At 71.8% G+C, this 21,356-nt stretch carries 20 protein-coding genes; 10 read left to right on the top strand and 10 right to left on the bottom strand.

Annotation, left to right across the window (positions count from 1 at the left end; genetic code table 11):
* Positions 1–14 precede the first annotated feature (14 nt).
* From K3769_RS16925 to ku, 3 genes are all read right to left on the bottom strand, one after another.
* Positions 15–1,781 carry a glycoside hydrolase family 35 protein gene (locus K3769_RS16925; protein WP_267027257.1) on the bottom strand — a complete coding sequence of 589 codons (1,767 nt, stop codon included), beginning with the start codon at positions 1,779–1,781 and terminating at the stop codon, positions 15–17.
* Positions 1,782–1,949: 168 nt separating this feature from the next.
* Positions 1,950–2,327 carry a hypothetical protein gene (locus K3769_RS16920; protein WP_267027256.1) on the bottom strand — a complete coding sequence of 126 codons (378 nt, stop codon included), beginning with the start codon at positions 2,325–2,327 and terminating at the stop codon, positions 1,950–1,952.
* A 477-nt stretch (positions 2,328–2,804) separates the two neighbouring features.
* A complete protein-coding gene (gene ku / locus K3769_RS16915) occupies positions 2,805–3,806 on the bottom strand; it encodes a non-homologous end joining protein Ku (protein ID WP_372514961.1) in 1,002 nt (333 codons plus the stop codon).
* A 77-nt stretch (positions 3,807–3,883) separates the two neighbouring features.
* Between ku and ligD the strand changes: the two genes are divergently transcribed.
* Positions 3,884–4,765 carry a non-homologous end-joining DNA ligase gene (ligD, locus tag K3769_RS16910; RefSeq protein ID WP_267027254.1) on the top strand — a complete coding sequence of 294 codons (882 nt, stop codon included), beginning with the start codon at positions 3,884–3,886 and terminating at the stop codon, positions 4,763–4,765.
* A gap of 78 nt (positions 4,766–4,843) precedes the next feature.
* On the opposite strand, the gene K3769_RS16905 is transcribed toward ligD, so the two are convergent.
* Positions 4,844–5,647: a nuclease-related domain-containing protein gene (locus tag K3769_RS16905; protein ID WP_267027253.1), complete on the bottom strand. Its 804-nt coding sequence runs from the start codon at positions 5,645–5,647 to the stop codon at positions 4,844–4,846.
* 90 nt (positions 5,648–5,737) lie between these two features.
* On the opposite strand from K3769_RS16905, the gene K3769_RS16900 reads away from it, so the two are divergent.
* The 5 genes from K3769_RS16900 to K3769_RS16880 all read left to right on the top strand — a co-directional run bounded on the left by K3769_RS16900 (position 5,738) and on the right by K3769_RS16880 (position 10,394).
* On the top strand, positions 5,738–6,244 hold the full coding sequence (locus K3769_RS16900; RefSeq protein ID WP_267031410.1) for a protein-tyrosine phosphatase family protein: 507 nt from the start codon (positions 5,738–5,740) through the stop codon (positions 6,242–6,244).
* 268 nt (positions 6,245–6,512) lie between these two features.
* Positions 6,513–6,887, top strand: coding sequence for an SH3 domain-containing protein (locus tag K3769_RS16895; RefSeq protein WP_267027252.1), 375 nt, complete (start codon positions 6,513–6,515; stop codon positions 6,885–6,887).
* A 92-nt stretch (positions 6,888–6,979) separates the two neighbouring features.
* Complete coding sequence (locus K3769_RS16890) at positions 6,980–8,374, top strand: FtsW/RodA/SpoVE family cell cycle protein (RefSeq protein ID WP_267027251.1); 1,395 nt, start codon at positions 6,980–6,982, stop codon at positions 8,372–8,374.
* 17 nt (positions 8,375–8,391) lie between these two features.
* Complete coding sequence (locus tag K3769_RS16885; RefSeq protein ID WP_267027250.1) at positions 8,392–9,849, top strand: penicillin-binding transpeptidase domain-containing protein; 1,458 nt, start codon at positions 8,392–8,394, stop codon at positions 9,847–9,849.
* A 44-nt stretch (positions 9,850–9,893) separates the two neighbouring features.
* A complete protein-coding gene (locus K3769_RS16880) occupies positions 9,894–10,394 on the top strand; it encodes a DUF3291 domain-containing protein (protein WP_267027249.1) in 501 nt (166 codons plus the stop codon).
* 3 nt (positions 10,395–10,397) lie between these two features.
* Here K3769_RS16880 and K3769_RS16875 read toward each other — a convergent pair whose 3' ends face one another.
* Positions 10,398–11,507: a ferritin-like domain-containing protein gene (locus K3769_RS16875; RefSeq protein ID WP_267027248.1), complete on the bottom strand. Its 1,110-nt coding sequence runs from the start codon at positions 11,505–11,507 to the stop codon at positions 10,398–10,400.
* 149 nt (positions 11,508–11,656) lie between these two features.
* Here K3769_RS16875 and K3769_RS16870 point away from each other — a divergent pair, with 149 nt between their 5' ends.
* The 4 genes from K3769_RS16870 to K3769_RS16855 all read left to right on the top strand — a co-directional run bounded on the left by K3769_RS16870 (position 11,657) and on the right by K3769_RS16855 (position 15,060).
* Complete coding sequence (locus K3769_RS16870) at positions 11,657–12,619, top strand: AurF N-oxygenase family protein (protein ID WP_267027247.1); 963 nt, start codon at positions 11,657–11,659, stop codon at positions 12,617–12,619.
* A 69-nt stretch (positions 12,620–12,688) separates the two neighbouring features.
* Positions 12,689–13,414 carry a TetR/AcrR family transcriptional regulator gene (locus K3769_RS16865; RefSeq protein WP_267027246.1) on the top strand — a complete coding sequence of 242 codons (726 nt, stop codon included), beginning with the start codon at positions 12,689–12,691 and terminating at the stop codon, positions 13,412–13,414.
* Between the two features lie 10 nt (positions 13,415–13,424).
* Positions 13,425–13,736 carry a DUF8847 domain-containing protein gene (locus K3769_RS16860; RefSeq protein WP_267027245.1) on the top strand — a complete coding sequence of 104 codons (312 nt, stop codon included), beginning with the start codon at positions 13,425–13,427 and terminating at the stop codon, positions 13,734–13,736.
* 106 nt (positions 13,737–13,842) lie between these two features.
* A complete protein-coding gene (locus tag K3769_RS16855) occupies positions 13,843–15,060 on the top strand; it encodes a C40 family peptidase (RefSeq protein WP_267027244.1) in 1,218 nt (405 codons plus the stop codon).
* On the opposite strand, the gene K3769_RS16850 is transcribed toward K3769_RS16855, so the two are convergent.
* The 5 genes from K3769_RS16850 to K3769_RS16830 all read right to left on the bottom strand — a co-directional run bounded on the left by K3769_RS16850 (position 15,033) and on the right by K3769_RS16830 (position 21,008).
* The gene (locus K3769_RS16850; protein WP_267027243.1) at positions 15,033–16,286 is read right to left on the bottom strand and encodes a styrene monooxygenase/indole monooxygenase family protein; all 1,254 of its coding nucleotides are present in this window, start codon (positions 16,284–16,286) and stop codon (positions 15,033–15,035) included. The genes K3769_RS16855 and K3769_RS16850 overlap by 28 nt on opposite strands.
* Positions 16,287–16,389: 103 nt before the next feature.
* Positions 16,390–17,052 carry a GTP-binding protein gene (locus K3769_RS16845; protein ID WP_372514960.1) on the bottom strand — a complete coding sequence of 221 codons (663 nt, stop codon included), beginning with the start codon at positions 17,050–17,052 and terminating at the stop codon, positions 16,390–16,392.
* Positions 17,033–17,443 (bottom strand): DUF742 domain-containing protein, encoded by a 411-nt coding sequence (locus tag K3769_RS16840; RefSeq protein ID WP_267027242.1) that lies wholly within the window; start codon positions 17,441–17,443, stop codon positions 17,033–17,035. The genes K3769_RS16845 and K3769_RS16840 overlap by 20 nt, the downstream gene beginning before the upstream one ends.
* On the bottom strand, positions 17,440–17,940 hold the full coding sequence (locus tag K3769_RS16835) for a roadblock/LC7 domain-containing protein (RefSeq protein ID WP_267027241.1): 501 nt from the start codon (positions 17,938–17,940) through the stop codon (positions 17,440–17,442). The genes K3769_RS16840 and K3769_RS16835 overlap by 4 nt, the downstream gene beginning before the upstream one ends.
* Positions 17,937–21,008, bottom strand: a complete 3,072-nt coding sequence (locus K3769_RS16830) for a sensor histidine kinase (protein WP_267027240.1) — start codon at positions 21,006–21,008, stop codon at positions 17,937–17,939. Before K3769_RS16830 ends, K3769_RS16835 begins: the two co-directional genes overlap by 4 nt.
* Positions 21,009–21,356: the final 348 nt, after the last annotated feature.

Here is a 21,356-nt window from a genome sequence, read left to right as displayed (position 1 = left end):
TTCGGGCGGCGGCATCAGGGCTTCACCGGGCCGAGGTCGGGCGTGTCGGTGAGGTGGACGCGCGGCTCGGTCGTGGCCCGCAGTTCCAGCACGACGAGTTCGTTGGTGCCGGGGCGCAGGACGGGCGCGGGTACGTACAGCGTGCGCTGCGGGCCCCGGTTCCAGTAGCGGCCGAGGTGGAAGCCGTTGATCCAGGCCTGGCCCTTGGTCCAGCCGGGCAGGGCGAGGAAGGTGTCGGCGGGCGTCGCGACCTCGAAGGTGCCGCGGTGGAAGGCGGGGCCCGCGTCGGACGGCGAGTCGGCGGCCGGGGCGAAGGGAACCGCGCCCATGGTGTCCAGGGCCAAGGGGTGGCAGTCCCAGCCGTGCAGGGCGGTGCCGTCGAAGGTGACGGGGCCGAGCAGGCCCTTGGGGGCGCCGATGCGCGGGCCGTAGTTGACCCCGCCCATGTTCTCGACGAGCACGTCCAGGGTGGCACCGGCCCGCGGGACGCGCACGGGCAGGGCCTCTTCGTGGTCCGCGCGTGCGAGTACGCCGACGGGGGCGCCGTCCACGAAGACCTGGGCGCGGTCGCCGACCCCGCCCGTGAAGTGCAGGACACCGTCGCCCGGCACGGGAACCGTGGTGCGGTAGAGCGCGTACCCGGCCCGCAGGCCCAGCTCCTCCATCGTCACCGGGCCGGCGTCGACGCGTACCGGCTCGGCGAGGACGCTCGCGTGCGGGAGCAGCGGCGCGCGCTCGCCCAACTCGACCACTGTGGGCGGCAGTTTGGGGCTCGGCGCCGGGGCGGGCTCCTCGGGAACCGGGGCGTGGCGGGCGATGACCTCACGGAAGGCGTGGTACTTCGGACCCGGGTCGCCGGACTCGGTGAGGGCGGCGTCGTAGTCGTACGAGGTCACGATGGGCTCGTACGCGTGGTCGTGGTTGGCGCCGTTGGTGAAGCCGAAGTTGGTGCCGCCGTGGAACATGTAGATGTTGACCGAGGCGCCGGCTGAGAGCAGCCGGTCGAGGTCGGCGGCGGCGTCGGCCGCGTCGCGCACGTGGTGCGGTTCGCCCCAGTGGTCGAACCAGCCGATCCAGAACTCCGCGCACATCAGCGGCCCTTCGGGCTGATGTGCGCGCAACTGCTCCAGGGACTCGGTGATCCTGCTGCCGAAGGTGCCGGTCGCGAGGACTCCGGGGAGGCTGCCGGCCGCCAGGTGCGCCGGGTTGGCCTGGTCGCAGGTGAAGAGCAGTTCCTCGACGCCCCGGGCGCGGAAGGACGCGGCGAGGTGTTCGAGATACGCGCGGTCGTCGCCGTACGCCCCGTACTCGTTCTCCACCTGTACGGCGATCACCGGACCGCCGTTCGCGGCGAGTTGGGGCAGGAGCGGGGGCAGCAGCAGGTCGAAGTAGCGGTCGAGGGCGTCGGTGAAGCGGGGGTCGCTGGTGCGCAGCCGGATGTCGGTGTCCGTGGTGAGCCAGGAGGGCAGGCCGCCGCCGTCCCACTCGGCGCAGATGTACGGTCCGGGGCGCAGCAGGACGTGCAGGCCCTCTGCCTGGGCCAGCCGCAGGTAGCGGGGCAGGTCGAGGATGCCGTCGAGGACGAGGGTGCCGGGTTCGGGCTGGTGGAGGTTCCACGGGACGTACGTCTCCACCGTGTTCAGGCCCATCAGGCGGGCCTTGCGGAGCCGGTCGGCCCACTGGTCGGGGTGGATGCGGAAGTAGTGCATCGCACCGGAGATGATCCGGAACGGCTCTCCGTGGAGCCGGAACCCGTCGGAGGACGTACTCAGCACAGTCATCGGGATGCTGCTTCCCTTCGGCTCGGACAGGGGATCGCGGCGGGGTGTGATGGAGAACCATGATGTTACCGGTAACTCACGACGTCAAGATCTCCCGCGGCAGGAGGTGAGGGGGCGCGATCGATCGCCGGGCGCGGCTCGGCTCGGGTCAGGTCGGGTCGGGTCGGGTCAGGGCAGGGCGCGGCGCAGGGCGGTGTGGAGGTGGGCCGGGTCCGTCCAGTGGCGGGTTCTGGTCGGTGGGATTCGCCAGTGCAGGCCGGGGGCGTGCGTACGGTGCCGGGGCGGGACGGCCAGGTGGGAGCCGGGGCCGAGGATGCGGGCCGGGGGCAGGTTCCAGTCGGCGGCGTCGCCCGGGGGGACGAGCCAGTACAGGACTCCGCCGTAGCCGTCCTCTATCACCGCGCCCGTGTGTGGGCCCAGGTGTTCGAGGATGCGGGTGCCCGTGGGCAGCGGGACTCTGACCGCGTCCCACCACTGGCCGGCCGGGAGCATTCGCACCTCCTGGCCCAGAGGTCGCAGCCACTTCGGCGCGTCACTGTTCGGCATGGTTCGGGTGCCTCCACCTCTCGCCCGGGATCTTGAACCATAGAACGGGCGGGTGGGGTCTACTTGCCAGTGGGGGTGGGGGAGTTGGTGGGGTACCCCTCGGCCGTGGAGAGCGCGGGGGCGCCCCGCGGGGGCATGGGGATGGCGGCCGGCTCGCGCCCCGTGCGGGGACTGCGCCGTTCCCCGCGCCCCTCAAAGCGCGGAACCGCACGCGGCGGCATGAGGATGGCGGCCGACTCACCCCCGGCTCGGGGACTGCGCCGTTCCCCGCGCCCCTAAACACGCGGGGGCACCCCACCGGGCATGGGGATAGCGGCCGGCTCGCGCCCCGTGCGGGGACTGCGCCGTTCCCCGCGCCCCTCAAAGCGCGGAACCGCACGCGGCGGCATGAGGATGGCGGCCGACTCACCCCCGGCTCGGGGACTGCGCCGTTGCCCGCGCCCCTGAATGCGTGGGGTCGCACGCGGCGGGTGCGGGTCAGGCTGAGGCTCTTTTTCGGGGGGTTGTCTTTTTGGCGGGCGGGGTGTCCGTCGTCTTCTTTGCCGCTGTCTTCTTGGAGCCTGCCGCCGACTTCGTCGTCGTCTTCTTCGCTGGTGTCTTCTTTTTGCCGGAGGCCGGCTTCGTGGCACTCGTGGTCGTCTTGCGGGCCGTCTGTTTGCGCAGGGGTTTCACCTCGGCCCCGCCGGAGTCGGCGTCCTCGCCGCGCGCCACCCGCGCCTGCCGCACGCTGTTCTCCAGCGCGGACATCAGGTCGATCACCTTGCCGCCGGACTTCTCGGCGGAGGGAGCGGCGGGGGCCGCCTCCCCCGACGCCTTCGCCGCGATCAGTTCCTCCACCGCCTCGCGGTAGTCGTCGTGCAGCTCCGCGAGATCGACCTCCCCGAGCGTGTCCATCAGCGCGTCGGCCAGGTCCAGCTCCTTGTCCCGGACGGTGACGGCCGCGTCCGGGGCGACGCTCTCGGGCGAGCGGATCTCGTCCGGCCACAGCAGCCCGTGCATCGCGATGACGTCGTCGACGACCCGCAGCATGCCCAGCCGCTCACGCCCGCGCAGCGCGAACTTCGCGATGGCGACCTTCTGGCTGCGCTTCAGCGCCTCCCGCAGCAGCGTGTACGGCTTGGCCGCCGGCACCCCGTTCGCGGACAGGTAGTACGCCGTGTCCATCTGGAGCGGGTCGATCCGGTCGGCCGGCACGAAGGCCACGATCTCGATCGTCCGGGCGGTCGGAATCGGCAGGGAGGCCAGATCCTCGTCCGTGATGGGGATCATCGTGCCGTCGGCGTCCTCGTACGCCTTGCCGATCTCCGACGACGTCACCTCGCGTTCCTCCACCTCGCACACCTTGCGGTAGCGGATGCGACCGCCGTCCTCGGTGTGGATCTGGCGGAAGGAGATCGCGTGGTTCTCCGTGGCGTTCACCAGCTTGATCGGGATGCTGACCAGCCCGAAGGAGATGGCACCGTTCCATATGGATCTCACGTTCGACACCCTTCAGGTCGCTCTCACCCGTTCCCCCGCCTACCCGTTTTCGTACAAATACGTGGGATTGTCATCTTATGACGCCAATCACTGAGGTGGCCGGGCGGAAGGTGACCCTGAGCAACCTGGACAAGGTGCTCCACCCGGCGACCGGCTTCACCAAGGGGGAGCTGCTGCACTACTACGCGACCGTGGCGGAGGCGTTCCTCCCCCACCTCCACGACCGGCCGGTCTCCCTGCTGCGCTATCCGGACGGCCCCGACGGCCAGGTCTTCTTCACCAAGAACGTCCCGCCCGGTGCACCCGACTGGGTCGCCACCACGGAGGTCCCCCGTTCGGAGGGTCCGGCCCGGATGGTCCTGGTCCAGGACCTGCCCTCCCTGATGTGGGCGGCGAACCTCGTCACCGAGTTCCACACCCCGCAGTGGTCGGCGCGGACCCCGGACGTCGCCGACCGGCTGGTCCTCGACCTGGATCCCGGCGCACCCGCCACGGTCGTCGAGTGCTGCCGGGTCGCCGTGTGGCTGCGCGACCGGCTGGCGGCGGACGGCCTGACGGCGTACGCGAAGACGTCCGGCTCCAAGGGCCTGCATCTGCTGGCCGCCCTGGAGCCCACCCCGTCCGCCGAGGTCTCCGCCTACGCGAAGGCACTCGCGGTGGAGGCGCAGGCCGACCTGCCCGACCTGGTCATCCACCGTATGACCCGCAGCCTGCGGCCCTCCAAGGTCTTCGTCGACTTCAGCCAGAACGCGGCCCGCAAGACCACCGCCGCCCCGTACACGCTCAGGGCCCGCGAGACCCCCACGGTCTCCGCCCCGGTCACCTGGGACGAGGTCGAGGCCTGCGCCACCCCGGCCGGACTGAGCTTCACGGCCACGGACATCGCACCCCGGCTGGAGCGCCACGGCGACCTGCTGGAGCCGCTGCTGGACCCCGGACTGGCGGGTTCACTGCCATGACGCTCCATCGGGCGCTCCGCCGGGCCCTCCGCCGGGCCGCGCGGTTCCCCGCGCCCCTGAGAGCCGGGGCGCGGGATCTCAGACCCGTACCCACGTCCCCCGGTCGCGGGCCATGGCGTGCAGCGCCTCGACGTCCGCCGGCTTGAGGACGCCGCCCGCGCGGGCCAGCGGCGCCACGTCCGTGTCCAGCAGGACGCGCAGCTCGCGCAGAGGTGCCGTCACCGAGACCTCCCGGGGCGCGAAGAGAGCCAGTACGGGGCGCACCTCGGCGGTCAGGGCGTACGAGGCGCGGTCCGCGTCGGCGCGGATCGCGCGCAGCAGTGGCCCGGCCTCCCGGCGCCCCACCGTGACCATCGGGTCGGCGACGAGGACGCGCTGTTTGCGGGCGTGCACCGAGTGCACGGCGAACAGGCCTCCCGGGCCGATCACCAGGTGATGGACGCGGTCCCCGCCGGGCAGCGGCACCGAGTGCAGGGTGCGCCACCCGGCCCCGTCCAGCCGGTCCAGCGCCTCGCCCACCGCGAGTTCCGCCGCGAGGGCGTGCCGCCGGGGATCCGGCCGCATCCGCCGCTGCGGGCCCGGTTCGTGGTCGAGCACGGTCTGCAGGGCCTCGCCGGGCCGGTTCGGCGCGAGGTCGTCGTCCGGGTGCAGGGAGAGCCGGGCGAGTTCGGCGGGCGTCGGTACCGGTGGCGGTCCGACCGTCACCGTTCCGGTCAGGAACGGTCCGAGCACGTCGAGCACGTCCTCGCGCCGCTCCTCGCTGAGCAGATTGACCCGGGCGGCCTCCCTGTCGTACCAGGCGATGTTCCTGCCGTCCGTGCGGCAGACGTAGAGCCGTTCCTGACCGTGCCGCCAAGTCGGTATGACGCGCAGTGCGTTCATGCATCATCACCCCTCGACCATGGGAACAGGCGGGGTGCTCCAGGGGCAAGAAGGCGGCTACCTTTGGAGCAGTTGGAGGGGGAGGCGCCGTTGCGGGCTCGCAGGAGGCAACCCGATGTGCCGGTCCCGGACAGCCCGTGGAGCGAGATCGTGCCGGGGCTGTGGATGGGCGGGCACCAGTACCTGGGCCGGTCGGGGGAACCGGAGTTCGCCGTCGTGCACGACGAGTTCGATCTGGTGCTGACCTTGTTGCGGCTGCCCGGCCACGGTCCCGATCCGGGCGTGGAGCACCATGTGTGGGCGATTCCGGACGGGCCGCTGGACGGCACGCAGCTGGCCGGCGTGATGCGGCTCTCCCGGACGGCGGCCGAGGCGCTGGACGAGGGGCGGCGGGTGCTGGTGCGTTGCTTCCACGGGTACAACCGGTCGGGGCTGGTCGTCGCCGACGCGCTGGTCCTCGCGGGGCACGCGGCCGACGACGCGATACGGCTGATCCGGGCTCGGCGGTCGCCGTGGGCGCTGCACAACGAGCTCTTCGTGGAGTATCTGCGGGCGGGGCTCGCGACGGCGCGGCTGCTGGAGGAGCTTGCGGAGTAGGTCCTCGGCCGTTGCGCGGGCGCGCGATGGCGCCGCGTAGCGGCGGATTGCGCCGTTCCCCGCGCCCCTTGGGGGCTGCGCCCCCTAAAAGCCAAAAGATTGCGCCGTTCCCCGCGCCCCTAAAGCGAAAAGCCAAAAGATTGCGCCGTTCCCCGCGCCCCTGGATGGGTGCGGGTGCCCCGATGGCTCAGTGTGGCGGGCGGGGGTGGGAGGGGGATTTTAGTGTGGCGGTTAGTCAGCCTTGGTACCCATTTCGGAGGAGCCCGCCATGTCTCTGCGTACCGCTTTCATCCGTCTCGGCATAACCGTCGCCGGCGGCGCTCTCGTCGCCGGAGCCGCGGCGAGCCCCGCCCTCGCCGGTGACGACCGGGACGACCACCACGGCAGCCACGACAGCAGCCACTCCCGGTACTACAAGGGCCGCATCAGCGCGCCCGGCGGGCTGAACCTGCGGGACAAGCCGACCCGCGGCAGCGCCGTCATCGGCTTCGCGGAGTACGGCGAGGTCGTCTCCATCTTCTGCAAGACGCCCGGCGAGAGCATCCAGGGCAACCCCCTCTGGTACCTCCTCGCGGACGGCACCTGGGCCTGGGGAGCCGCCCGCTACATCGACAACATCGGCGCCTCGCCCCGCTGGTGCTGAGCGCGTCCCCAGTACCACCTGAGGTACGCCGGAACGGCCCCACTGTCGCGACATAACAGGACATCGGGCGAACCGCTTGCTAACTTCCGGACATGCTCTCGCCCGGAACGACAGCGCAGGCGGACCCGCCGGCTCCCGTTGTACGCCTCCCCCGGCGCCGTGGCATCGAGTTCACCCTCCTCGTCGTGGCCGTCCTGCTCTCGGTGTACGGCTACTGCGGCGTCGGGCTCGCCCGGACCGGAGCCGTCCCGCCCGGCGCCGCCGGATACGGCGCCGGGCTGGGCGTGCTCGCGCTCCTCGCGCATCTCGCGGTGCGCCTGCGCGCCCCCTGCGCCGATCCGCTGCTGCTGCCGATCGCCGTCCTGCTCAACGGCCTGGGCCTGGTCCTGATCTACCGGCTCGACCTGGAGACCCCGGCCGACCGGGCGGCGCCCACGCAACTCGTCTGGTCGACGCTGGGCGTCGGTCTGTTCATCGCGGTGGTGGTGCTGCTGCGCGACCACCGGGTACTGCAGCGCTACACGTACGTGTCCGTCGTCACCGCGCTGGCCCTCCTCGTCCTGCCGATCTTCTTCCCCTCGGTGAACGGCGCCCGGATCTGGATCAGGATCGCCGGGTTCTCCATCCAGCCCGGCGAGTTCGCGAAGGTCATGCTCGCGCTGTTCTTCGCCGGGTACCTCGCCGCCAACCGCAACGCCCTCGCGTACACCGGCCGTCGTGTCTGGCTGCTCCAGCTGCCCACCGGACGCGTACTCGGCCCGATCCTCGCGGTCTGGCTGCTGAGCGTCGGCGTCCTGGTCCTCGAACGCGACCTCGGCACCTCGCTGCTCTTCTTCGGCCTCTTCGTGATCCTGCTGTACGTCGCCACGGGCCGCACCGGCTGGATCGCGGTGGGGCTGCTGCTCGCGGCGTGCGGAGCCTTCGCGGTGGGCTGGCTCGAACCGCATGTGCACAGCAGGGTCGAGGACTGGCTGCACCCGTTCGCGTCGATCGAGGCGGGCCGGGGCCCCAACCAACTCGCCCAGTCCCTCTTCGCGTTCGCCGCCGGCGGGATCCTCGGCACCGGCCTGGGCGCCGGCCACTCGATCCTCATCGGCTTCGCCGTCAAGTCGGACTTCATCCTGGCCACGGCGGGCGAGGAACTGGGCCTGGCGGGCCTGTCCGCGATCTTCATCCTGTACGGGCTGCTGGTCGAGCGCGGCATCCGGGCGGGCCTCGTCCTGCGCGACCCCTTCGGCCGGCTGCTCGCGGTCGGGCTCGCCTCGATCGTCGCGCTGCAGGTCTTCGTGATCGCGGGCGGGGTGACGGGGCTGATCCCGCTGACCGGCATGGCGATGCCGTTCCTCGCGCAGGGCGGTTCGTCGGTCGTCACCAACTGGATCATCGTGGCTCTGCTGATGCGCCTGAGCGACTCGGCACGCGGCCGGTCCGAGGAGGAACAGCAGGCGTCCGGGGCCAAGCAGCGGGGCGCGGAGGTCGCACCGTGACGGGCAACGGCCGGCCCATGACCCGGTACATCCGGCACGCCGCCGCGTTCTGCGCGCTCCTCCTGCTCGCCCTCCTGGTCAACGCCACCCGGATCCAGCTCGTCCAGGCCCGCGCGTACGACGAGAACCCGGCCAACCGCCGCCACACGATCGCCCGCTACGGGCAGCCGCGCGGCGACATCCTCGTCGGCGGGCGGGCGGTCACCGGCTCCCGGGACTCCGGCGAGCAGTTCCGCTACGAACGGACCTACCGCGACGGCCCGCTGTACGCCCCGGTCACCGGCTTCGCCTCCCAGGTCTACGGCACGTCCCTGCTGGAGGGCGCGGCGGACGGCGTGCTGGCGGGGACCGACCCGGCGCTCTCACTGCTCCCGCTGTGGAACGACCTCGCACGGGCCCGTAACCCCGGTGGGCAGGTGGTCACGACCCTCGACGCGGCGGCGCAGCGGGCGGCGTACGCCGGGCTCGGTGCGCGGCGGGGTGCGGTGGCCGCGCTCGAACCGTCCACCGGCCGCATCCTGGCCCTGGTCTCCACGCCCTCCTACGACCCCGGGGAGCTCTCCGGGACGGACTCCGCCGTGGCCAGGGCGTGGGCGCGACTGAACGGCGCGGCGGACAAGCCGATGCTCAACCGGGCGATCCGGCAGACGTATCCGCCGGGTTCGACCTTCAAGGTGGTCACCGCGGCGGCGGCCCTGGACGCGGGCGTGGTGCGCGATCCGGACGCGCCCACGGAGTCCCCGGACCCGTACCGGCTGCCGGGCAGTTCGACGCGGCTGACGAACGAGGTCGAGGGCTGCGCTGACGCGTCGCTGCGGTACGCCTTCCAGTGGTCGTGCAACACGGTCTTCGCCGGGCTGGGGGTGGCGGTGGGCCGGGACGCGATGCGGACGACGGCGGCCGGCTTCGGCTTCAACGACCGGGGGCTCGGCATTCCCTTCCGGGTGTCCCCCAGCACCTTCGACGCCCGGGTGGACAGGGCGCAGCTCGCGCTCTCCTCCATCGGCCAGTACAACACCCGTGCCACGCCGCTGCAGATGGCGATGGTGGCCGCGGCCGTCGCCGACCAGGGTTCGGTGCGTACGCCGCATCTGGTGGAGCGGACGACCACGGCCGACGGCGACCTGGTGTCCGCCACCGGGCAGCACACTCTGCACCGGGCCATGAACCCCGCCACGGCCGTACGGCTGCGCGAGCTGATGACGGACGTGGTGGAGAAGGGCACCGGCACGAACGCGGCGATCCCCGGCGCCACGGTCGGCGGCAAGTCCGGCACGGCCCAGCACGGCATCCACAACTCCGGTACGCCGTACGCCTGGTTCATCTCGTGGGCGCAGGCCGACGACTCCATGACACCGGCGGTGGCCGTCGCGGTCGTCGTCGAGGACGCGGCGGCCGACCGGGGCGACATCAGCGGCGGCGGGGACGCGGCGCCGATCGCCCGGGCGGTGATGGAGGCGGTGCTCGATCGGTGAGACGGGGGTGGTGTCACGTCCGCGGCCCGACCTAACGTTCGGTCATGACTCAGTCCGCAGCCGCTTACGAACTCGCCCAGGTGAACATCTCCCGGCTCCAAGCCCCGCTGGACTCCCCGCAGTTGAAGGACTTCGTCGACGCCCTCGACCCGGTGAACGCGGTCGCCGACGCCGCCGACGGATTCGTCTGGCGGCTGCAGAGCGACGAGGGCAACGCGACGGACGTGTCCGTCTTCGGTGACGACTGGCTGATCATCAATCTGACCGTGTGGCGGGACCCCGACGCCCTCACCGCCTTCATGTACCAGGGGCGGCACCGGGAGCTTCTCGCCCGGCGGAACGAATGGTTCGAGCGGATCCGGGAGGCGATGACGGCCCTGTGGTGGGTGCCGGCCGGGCATCGTCCGACGGTGGCCGAGGCGGAGGAGCGCCTGCTGCATCTGCGGGCGCACGGGGCCACGGCGTACGCGTTCACCCTGCGGACGTCGTTCCCGCCCGGAGAGACCCGGCCGCTCCTTGAGCCCCAGGGAACTTCGGCCCCCTGAGCGCTAGGGGGCTTCCTCCCCCGCCCGGATCGCTTCGTCCACCTCCGTCACCCGCGCCTGTTCCTCCGCGGCGAAGCGGTCCGCGTCGAGCTTCTCCGCCAGTTCCTCGTCCTGGGACATCAGGAGGTCGAGGTTGGAGTTGCCCATGTCGAAGACGCCCATGTCGACGTAGGCCTGCTGGAGGCGCTTGCCCCACAGGCCGATGTCGCGGACGCAGGGCACGATGCGGGAGAACAGCAGTTGGCGGAAGAGGGCCAGGAACTCCGAGCGCTCGGTGTACTCCTCGGCCTCCGCTCGCGGCACACCGAAGTTCTCCAGGACCTCCGTGCCGCGCAGGCGGTCCCGCATCAGATAGCAGCCCTCGATGACGAACTCCTCGCGTTCGCGCAGTTCGGCGTCGGAGAGCTGCTTGTAGTAGTCGCGCAGCGCCATCCGGCCGAAGGCCACGTGCCGGGCCTCGTCCTGCATGACGTACGCGAGGATCTGCTTGGGCAGCGGCTTGTCGGTGGTGTCCCTGATCAGCCCGAACGCGGCGAGGGCGAGCCCCTCGATGAGGACCTGCATGCCGAGGTAGGGCATGTCCCAGCGGGAGTCGCGCAGGGTGTCGCCGAGCAGCGACCGGAGGTTGTCGTCGATCGGGTAGAGCATCCCGACCTTCTCGTGGAGGAAGCGGGCGTAGATCTCCGCGTGCCGTGCCTCGTCCATCGTCTGGGTCGCCGAGTAGAACTTGGCGTCCAGGTCGGGCACGGACTCGACGATGCGGGCCGCGCAGACCATGGCGCCCTGCTCGCCGTGCAGGAACTGGCTGAACTGCCAGGAGGCGACGTGCTTGCGCAGTTCACCCCTGTCGCGGTCGTTCATCTTCTCCCAGTACGGCGTGCCGTAGATGGAGATCGACTCGTCGGGGGTGCCGATGGGGTCGTGCGGGTCGACCTCCAGGTCCCAGTCGATCCGCTTCTGCCCGTCCCACTGCTTGTCCTTGCCCTTCTGGTAGAGGGCCAGCAGGCGGTCGCGCCCTTCGTCGTACTCCCAGCTGAACCGTGCCGCGCCGGTCGCGGGCACCTGCCAGAGGGAAGCTCCGGGGTCCTTGGCGTACAGGTCGTAGGTCGGCATGTCTCGCAGGCTCACACGGGGTGGATGGCGGGTCAACAAGTTGCGCAGGGGGGATTGACGGGCTTGCTGACAAGCAGTCTCATAAGACGTGACCGGCGGTAACCAACCTGACTCCGGGCACGACGACGTACGGCGAGGTGGGCACAGCCATGACGACCGCGACGACCGGGAACACGACCGGGACGGCGGAGGACACCGAGGTCGCGGGCCTGCGCGACGCGCTCGGCCTGCTCAAGGACCGGGAACAGGTGGCCGAGCGGCTGCTCGCGTCCTCCGCGAAGCACTCCTTCGACCCGGACGAGGAGCTGGACTGGGACGCGCCGTTCGAGGACGGCAAGTGGTTCTGGCCGCCGGAGTTGGTCTCGCTCTACGGCACCCCGATGTGGAAGCGGATGAGCGAGGAGCAGCGGATCCTGCTCTCCCGGCACGAGGCCGCGGCGCTGGCCTCACTCGGGATCTGGTTCGAGATCATCCTCATGCAGCTGCTGGTACGGCACATCTACGACAAGCCGGCGACGAGCGCGCACGTCCGCTACGCGCTGACCGAGATCGAGGACGAGTGCCGGCACTCGAAGATGTTCGCGCGGCTGATCAGCCGGGGCGGGACACCGCACTACCCGGTGAGCCGCGCGCACCAGAACCTCGGCCGTCTCTTCAAGACGATCTCCACGACGCCCGGTTCGTTCACGGCCACGCTGCTGGGCGAGGAGGTGCTCGACTGGATGCAGCGGCTGACGTTCCCGGACGAGCGGGTGCAGCCGCTGGTCCGCGGGGTGACGCGGATCCACGTGGTGGAGGAGGCCCGGCACGTCCGGTACGCCCGCGAGGAACTGCGCCGCCAGATGATGACCGCGCCGCGCTGGTCGCAGGAGTTCACCCGGGTCACCTCGGGTGAGTTCGCGCGCGTCTTCTCGGTCGCCTTCGTCAACCCGGAGGTCTACACGAACGTCGGCCTCGACCGGCGGGAGGCGCAGGCCCAGGTGAAGGCGAGCGCCCACCGCCGCGACATCATGCAGACGGGCTCCAAACGCCTCACGGACTTCCTCGACGACATCGGAGTCCTGCGAGGCGCGGGCCGCCGGCTGTGGAAGGCCTCGGGCCTGCTGGCCTGAACCGCCGGGGCTCCCCCGCCCGCCTGCCGCCCTCCTCCGCTCCGCCGGGAACGGGCTACGCTGCGGAACATGACCCCGCAGGCCCCCACCCGCGCATACCGGCGCCTCGGCGTCGAGGAACGACGCAGTCAGCTCCTCGACGCCGCGCTGTCCCTGTTCGCGGTACGGGCCCCGGAGGACATCTCCCTGGACGACGTGGCGGAGGCGGCGGGCGTCTCACGACCGCTGGTCTACCGCTACTTCCCCGGCGGCAAGCAGCAGTTGTACGAGGCCGCCCTGCGCTCCGCCGCACAGGAGCTGGAGCACTGCTTCGCCGAGCCGCCGGACGGCCCCCTCACCCGCCGCCTCGCCAACGCCCTGGACCGCTACCTCGCCTTCGTGGACCAGCACGACGCCGGTTTCAGCGCCCTGCTGCAGGGCGGCAGCGTGGTCGAGACCTCCAGGACGACGGCCATCGTGGACGGCGTACGACGGGCCGCCGCCGAGCACATCCTCAGCCACCTGGCCGTCGAGGAGCCGGGGCACCGGCTGCGGATGACCGTCCGGATGTGGATCACGGCCGTCGAGGCGGCCTCACTGATCTGGCTGGACGAGGAGAAGGAACCCGCGCTGGACGAACTGCGCGACTGGCTCGTCGAGCAGTTCGTGGCGTGCCTGGTCGCGACGGCCGCCCGCGACGAGCAGACCGCCGCGGTCGTCCGGGCCGCGCTGGCCCTGGAGTCCGCGGACGGCCCGATGGGCTCGCTGGCCCGCCGGGTGCTGCCCGTGGTGGGCGACGCGGCGCGCCTGCTGTGACACTGGCCCGGTGAAGAGCGAAGACACCCCCTTCGAGGGCGGCCCCCTGGACGGCCGTGTGCTGCCGGTCCTGCTCGGCCCGACCGGCCACCCGCCGAAGGTGTACCGCGTCCCGGTGCCGTCGAACGACGGCGGCCCGCCCACCCTGCTGGTCTACCGCCGCGTCCAGGCGTCCACGAGCAGCCGCCTCGGCCTGCACCAGGGATGGAAGTACGAGTACGACCCCACCGGCCGCGCCGGCAGACTCAAGTGGCCGTGGTCGAAACCGGACGCGACGCCGGACGCCACGCCGGACGGCGGGCCGGGGGACACCCACGGGTGACCTCGTTGGGCCGGTCCGCCCACGGTCGGCGCGCGCGGCGCGCACGGACGTCCGATGCTCACGGTGCGGAGGAGCGGAAACACCGCCCCGCACCGGAGGTGACGAGGTGTCAGGAAGGCTTCTGCGACTGGTCTGCACGGCGGCGATCACGGCCGGCGCGGTCCTCGTACCCGTGTGGGGGCCCACCCCCGTGCTCGTACGCGCATCGGCACAGGCGGCGCCCGATCCGCAGGACAGCCCCTCCCCCGTGACCGAGCGCCCCGTGGCCGAGTTGCTGACGGATCTTCAGCGGCTGTACCGGGAGGCGGAGAAGGCCACGGAGACGTACAACGCGACCGAGGAGCGGCTGGAGCGGCAGCGGGCCGAGGTCGCGAAGCTGAACGGCCGGCTCACCGCGGCCCGCCTCGCGCTCCGGGGCAGCCGAGGCGCGGCGGGACGGCTCGCCCGGCAGCAGTACCAGGGCAGGAGCGAGATCTCCTCGTACGTACAGCTGCTGCTCGCCCGCGACCCGCAGCACGCGCTCGACCAGGGCCACGTCATCCGGCAGGTCTCGCAGGAGCGGGCCGGGACGATGGAGCGGCTGGCGGGGGACGAGCGGCGGACCGGCGACCTGGCCCGCCGGGCCCGCACCGCCCTCGACAGCCGGCTCACCCTCGCCGAGAAGCAGCGGAAGGACCGCGACGTCGTACGCGAGCGGCTCAAGGACGTCGAGGAGCTGCTGGCCTCGCTCACGGAGGAGCAGCTCACGCGGGTGGCCGAGCTGGAGCGGTCCGGGGTGGCGAAGGCCCAGGAGGAGCTGGTGGCGTCGGGCGCGCTCAGCACCCCGCGCCGCCCCACCCCTGAAGGGGGCGAGGCACTGCGCTACGCCGTGGCCCAGATCGGCAAGCCGTACGAGTGGGGCGCCGAGGGCCCGGACTCGTACGACTGCTCGGGTCTGACCTCGCGGGCCTGGACCGACGCGGGCCGTCCCATCCCCCGCACCAGCCAGGAGCAGTGGGCGCGGCTCCCCCGCGTCCCGCTGTCCGACCTGCGCCCCGGCGACCTGGTGGTCTACTTCCCCGAGGCCACCCATGTGGCGATGTACCTGGGCGACGGCCTGGTCGTCCAGGCCCCGAGGCCGGGAGCGAGGATCAAGGTGTCCCCGCTCGCGGCCAACCCGGTTCTGGGCGCGGTCCGCCCGGACCCGTCCGGAAAGCCCCTGCGGCAGTACACACCGCCGAGGCTCCCGGACAACGCGAGGACCGGCTCGGACGAGGGCTACGCACCGCGTCCTGAGGGGGCTCGCCCGACGGCGCCTCAGCCACCCGCCACGGACGTGAGGTAGGCGCCCGTCTTCTCGGGCTCGTAGAAGAAGTTCTCGTAGTCCGACGGGTCGTCGAAGCCGTTCGCGAAGCGGTGCGCGACCGGGGGGAGCTGGCCCGCCGCGCCGATCAGGTTCAGGACGTGCTCCGGGGGCGGGCCGAGCATCGCGTTCGTCCACTTCGTGACGTGCTGGGCCGTGTCCCAGTAGCGCTCGAACGTGCCCCGCATCCACTCCTCGTCGAACTCCTTCTCCCCGTGGCCGAGGATCGAGCCGAGGTAGGAGGCGGCGCACTTGGAGGCCGAGTTGGCGCCCTGGCCGGTGATCGGGTCGTTCGCCACGACCACGTCCGCGACGCCGAGGACCAGGCCGCCGCCGGGCAGCCGGCCGACCGGGTTGCGGACGGTGGGCGCGTAGCGTCCGGCCAGCGTGCCGCCCGCGTCGGTGAGTTCGACCCTGGTGGCCCTGGCGTACTCCCACGGCGTGAACCGCTCCATGAGTTCCAGGGTCAGGGAGAGGTGTTCGGCCGGGTCCTTGACGCCCTGGAAGACGTCCAGCGGGCCGCCCGGTATGCCCTCGAGGAAGAGGATGTCCGCGCGGCCGGAGAGGGTGAACGTCGGCATGACGAAGAGCTCGCCGACACCGGGCACGAGGTTGCAGCGGACCGCGTCGAACTCCGGGTGCTCGGGGCGCGGGCCCAGACCGTGGACGTACGAGACGGCCAGCGCGCGCTGCGGCTGCGCGTACGGGGAGCGGGAGGCGTCGCGGCCGAACATCGACACCAGTTCGCCCTTGCCCGCCGCGACGAGGACCAGGTCGTACGTACGGGCGAAGTAGTCGAGGTCGGAGACCGCGGCGCCGTGGATGACGAGCTGGCCGCCGCGCTGTGCGAACGTCTCCATCCAGCCGGCCATCTTCACGCGCTGGTCGACCGACTGCGCGTACCCGTCGAGCCTGCCGACCCAGTCGATGGCGCGCTGCGAGGGGCCCGGGTCGAAGGAGCCGGGGGCCGCGACCGAGACGCCCAGTCCTTCGATCTTCGGGGCCTGGGACTCCCAGAAGTTCAGCTGGAGGTCGCGCTCGTGCTGCAGTGCCGTGTGGAACATGCACTGGGTGGACATGACGCGCCCGGTGCGGATCTCGTCCGCCGTCCGGTTGGACATCAGGGTGACCTCGTACCCGTTCGACTGGAGGCCGAGGGCGAGCTGGAGTCCGGCCTGGCCGGCTCCGACGATGAGTATCTTCCGCATGCGGGTCCTCACTCTGCGCGCACGGCATACGCGTAGACCGTGCTCCGGGGCTGACGTCCTGTTCGGACTGTTGGGACTGTTGGGACTGTTGGGACTGTTCGAGCTATTCGGGGCTGACGTCGAGCGCGTGTCCAACCAGCGCCAGCAGGCTCTCGACGACCGAGATCCTGCGGCGCGCATCCATGATCATGACCGGTATGTGCCCGGGGATCGTGAGCGCCTCCCGCACGTCGTCCGGGTCGAACCGCTCGCTGCCGTCGAAGTGGTTGACGGCGACGACGTACGGCAGCCCGCAGCTCTCGAAGTAGTCCAGCGCCGGCCAGCAGTCCTTGAGACGGCGGGTGTCGGCGAGGACCACGGCGCCTATCGCCCCGCGCACCAGGTCGTCCCACATGAACCAGAACCGCTGCTGCCCGGGCGTACCGAACAGGTACAGCACCAGGTCGTCGTCGAGCGTGATGCGGCCGAAGTCCATGGCCACGGTGGTGGTTGTCTTCTCCGGGGTCGAGCTGAGGTCGTCGACGTCCTCGCTCGCCCGGGTCATCAGCGCCTCCGTCTGGAGGGGCGTGATCTCGGAGACGGCGGTCACGAGGGTGGTCTTGCCCACCCCGAAACCGCCCGCCACCACGATCTTCGTGGCGATCGGCGCACGGGTCCGATCCTGCTGCCAGGCTTTCAACTCCTCTTCGGGCTCCACGATTTCGGGAAAACCGGACGATCGTGAGGCATCCGAGACGCGGGAGACGTCAGAGACGACGGAGTCCACTCAGCACCCTTTCCAGCAGTGCGCGGTCCGGCTGTCCCGGGCCGTGACCTGTTCCGTACACACGGATCTTGCCCTGGTCCGCCAGGTCGCTGAGGAGCACCCGGACCACACCGAGCGGCATCCTCAGAAGGGCCGCGACCTCGGCCACCGTACGCATCCGGCGGCAGAGTTCGACGATGGCCCTCATCTCCGGCATCACCCGGGTGGAGAGTGAACCATTCTCCAGTTCACGCCGCTCGTCCGGGGCCTCCAGTGCCGCCACGAACGTCTCGACGAGCAGCACGTGCCCGAAGCGCGTACGGCCGCCGGTGAGCGAATAGGGGCGTACGCGGGCCGGAGTGCGGGTCCCCCCGCGGACCGGCAGTCTGGGCGTGCCGCTCGCGTCGCTCACTTGACCGTCTCCCGGGTCGTGCCCGCGAGCGACTGGCGCAGTTCGCTGCGGAGTTCGGGAGTCAGGACGTGTCCGGCGCGGCCCACGAAGAGCGCCATGTGGTACGCGACGACGCTCATGTCGCAGTCGGGGGCGCCGTGCACGCCGAGCAGCGAACCGTCGCTGATCGACATGACGAAGAGCCCGCCCTCCTCCATCGCGACCATCGTCTGCTTGACGGCGCCGCCGTCCATCAGCTTGGCGGCGCCGATGGCGAGGCTGCCGATGCCGGAGACGATGGTGGCCAGGTCCGCGGCCGACCCGCGGGGGCCCGAGGGTCTTCCTTCGTCCTGCCGCGCCTGCGCGTTTCTCCCGGGGTCGGAGGAGAGGAGCAACAGGCCGTCGGAGGAGACGACCGCGACCGACAGGAGGCCCGGCACCTCCTCGACGAGGTTCGTCAGCAGCCAGTGCAGATTGCGGGCTTCATGGCTCAGTCCGAAGGTACTGGACGCGGTCAACTGCTTGCCTCCTCGACTGTGTCCCCCTTGTTTTCTACGGCATGTGCGGTGGACGTCTGCAGCCCCGACGTCTGTTCGGCGTCGTCCGCCTCGAACTCCGCCTCGATCTCCGCCTCGACGTCGCGGCGGCCCTCGCTGGCACCCCGGTGGAACCCGCCGAGGCGGCGGCGCAGTGCCTCGGCGTCGACGGGCGTCTGACGCGGTCCGGCGGCCGGCGCGGGCGCGGCGATCCGGGGGGTCCGCTTGGGCAGCCCCTTGTCGGTGATCCGCTCCACCGGCTCCTCGGTCCCCTCCGAGTTCTGTACGTCGTCGGGGGCCCGCTCATGGGCGTCGGGGCCGATGGCGTACGGGTCGGGGGCGCGGCGGGTCTCCGTGCGGTGCCCGGCACCGCCCTGAGCCGGCAGCCGGACGGCCGGGGCGTCCGACGGGGACGCGTCGCCGGCCGCGGCGGGCTCGGCGGACCCGTCCGGCACGGGAGGCACCGGGGCCGCGAGGACCATGGTGGTCTCGGGACCGGCGACCTGACCCGCCTCCGGGTCGGAGGGGGCCGCGGTTCCGGCAGGGCCGGCAGGGCCGGCAGGGTCGGCCGCGTCCGAGGGCCCGGCGGCAGCCGCAGGCTCGGCAGCGGCTGTGGCCTCGGCGGCGGCAGCCGACTCGGGCGCGGCAGCCTGGTCCGGCGCGGCAGACGACTCGGGTGCGCCTGACGGGGCGGGCGGTGCGACAGCTATGTCCGTGTCGCTCGTGTCGCCCGTGGCGTCCGTGTCTTTCGTGGCGTCCCTGTCGCGCAGGGTGTTTTCCGCCGCCGCGATCAGCGGGTCGCGGTCCTGGCGGCCGTACAGCACGTTGGAGTTGACCTCCGCGTCCGCTCCCGGCAGGGACATCGCGGCGGCGCCCCCCGGCGTACGGGCGGTCGTCGCCTGGGGCACGGCCACGGCGGGCGCGGCGGCGAGCAGCCCCTTGGGCAGGACCACGACGGCCGTGATGCCGCCCTGCTTCTGCTCCCGCAACTGCACCCGTACACCGTGCCGGTGCGCGAGCCGGGCGACCACGTACAGGCCGAGCCCGAGCCCCTCGCCGCTCTCCTCGTCGTACGCGTCCTCCGGGTCGAAGGCCGTGAGGCGGGTGTTGAGGCTCTCCAGCCGCTCACCGGTCATACCGATGCCCTCGTCCTGGACGGAGAGCATGACCTCGCCGCTCTCCAGCAGCCAGCCGGAGACCTCGACGGGGATGTCGGGCGGCGAGAACGAGGAGGCGTTCTCCAGGAGTTCGGCCACCAGGTGGCTGACGTCGTCCGCCGCGAACCCGGCGAGGTGCGCGTGCGGCGGCAGCGCGGAGATCCGGACGCGCTCGTACCGTTCGACCTCGCTGACGGCCGCCCGGACCACGTCGACCAGCGGGACGGGCCCCGGGTGCTGGTGGCCGTGCTCCGCGCCCGCGAGGACCAGCAGGTTCTCGCTGTGGCGGCGCATGACGGTGGCGAAGTGGTCGAGCCGGAAGAGCGTGGCGAGGCGCTCGGGGTCCTGCTCGCGCTCTTCGAGGCCCTCGATGACGCCGAGCTGCCGTTCGACCAGACCGAGCGTGCGCAGGGCCAGGCTGACGTAGGTGCCGTGGATGTTCTGCCGGACCTGCTCCAGACGGGTGGTGGCCTCGGCGAGCTCGGTACGGAACGCGTCCCGCTCGTCGGCCATCTTCTGGCGCTGGCCGATGAGGTGCTTGCGGTCGCCCTCCAGCGTGCCCAGGCGCTCCTGGAGCGCGACGGCGTGCGTGTGGAGCGTGTTGACGGAGCGCACGACCTGGGCGAACTCGTCGTTGCGCCCGGTGAACTTGACCGGGTCACCGGTGCCGGGCTCGGCGGCCAGCCGGGCCGAGCCACGGCGCAGCACGGACAGCGGGCGGGTGAGCGAGCGGGCCATCCCGGTGGAGACACCGACGGCGAGCAGCATCAGGGCGCCGAGGATCGCGACCCGGATCTCCAGCCCGGTGACGTCGTCGTCGCGCAGCTGGGCCAGTTCCTCGGCGCGCTGGGTGTTGAGGGACGCCTCGACGCCGCGCATCAGCTCGACGCGGGAGGAGAGCGCCGCGTCCAGCTTCTTGGTGCTGGTGGCCAGTTCGTCGTCGGAGAGGGTGGGCTGGTCCGCCAGGCTCGCCAGGTACTTCTCCGCGGACGCGACATCCGGTCCGTTGACCGTGGAGTCGTACGAGGCCCGGTCCGCCTTGGGCGCCGTGCCGGTGAAATCGGCCAGGGCGGCCTGCTCACGGACGTGGGCCTGCTGCGCGGCGGCGGTGAGTGCGTCGCGCTGCTTGGTCGCGGCGGCCGACGACGTGGTGGTCGTGGTGGGCAGGCCCGTGATGGGGTCGGTGGTGGTCTGCTTGCTGGTGGGCACGCTCAGCGCGGCGAGGAGCAGCCCACGGGTCGACGCGGCCTGCTGGACGGCGGTGTCGAGGTCGGCGAGGGCGTGCGCGCCGGAGCCCGCGCGAGGCGGAATGTCCTCGGCCAGGTCCTCGGCGAGGGAGTGGAGTTCGGTGAGCGCGGTCGAGTACGCCTGGTGCGCTTCGAGGGCGCTGCTCTCCCCGGTCAGCGCCGACCTGCGGACGGCGGCGATCGCGTCGAGCGTCTTGAGGAAGGACGCGGGTGCGTCCGCCTCGACGGCGGCGACGCGCAGTTCGTCGACCTGGCGGTCCACGCGGGTGCTGCGGCGCTCCGAGGGGGCTTCGCCCTTGGGCCGGCCGGCCGCGAGGTAGGAGGTGACCTCGTCGCGTTCGTCGGCCAGCGAGTGGGCGAGGGCCAGGGCGTCCTTGGTCCGCTCCGCCGACGTCACCAGGTTCTGTGAGTCGTTCAGCTGTCCGGAGGCGGCGATCACGGACGGAGCGCCCGCTCCGGCGATCGCGGCGGCCACGACGGCGACCGCGACGATCAGCCGACTGCGTACATGAGCGGGCCGGCCTCGTCCCGCGGGGTCCGGAGTGTCCTGCGGTGCCGGTGTGTTCGGGGTGGGCCCTGAGGCTCCACCCGAGGCCGGCTGCCTGCCTTTGCGCCGAGGCCGCATTTTCTGCACCGGTGCTCGCATTCTTGACTCGTGTCCCCATGGGCCCGGGTGACGATCCGTCAACTCGCGTGTCGTCCCGGTTCGGCTCCCGACCTTCCCAGTGCCGGTGGGCAGTGGTCGCGCATCGCCTGACCCGCCACACGAAGGAGTGAACATCGCCGGGGAGCGGCCCGGCAAGTTCCCCTGGCGCGTGCGACACCCCTGCGCGGAAGGCCGGTTGGACGTCCACGGCAACCGAATGGCAGGATGCGCCGCCACGCTTCGGCGGAGTCGGTGAATCCGTCGCAAAACAGGCGCCTGACCTGCTTGTCCGGACCATTTGACCAACGGTTGCCAGCCTTTGGTGAAGCTCGTGAAGGGGTCGTGCAG

Origin of the sequence: Streptomyces ortus, from assembly GCF_026341275.1 — a bacterium.
In the GTDB taxonomy this organism is placed as follows: Bacteria; Actinomycetota; Actinomycetes; order Streptomycetales; family Streptomycetaceae; genus Streptomyces; species Streptomyces ortus.
This window is presented reverse-complemented; position numbering and strand designations above follow the sequence as displayed.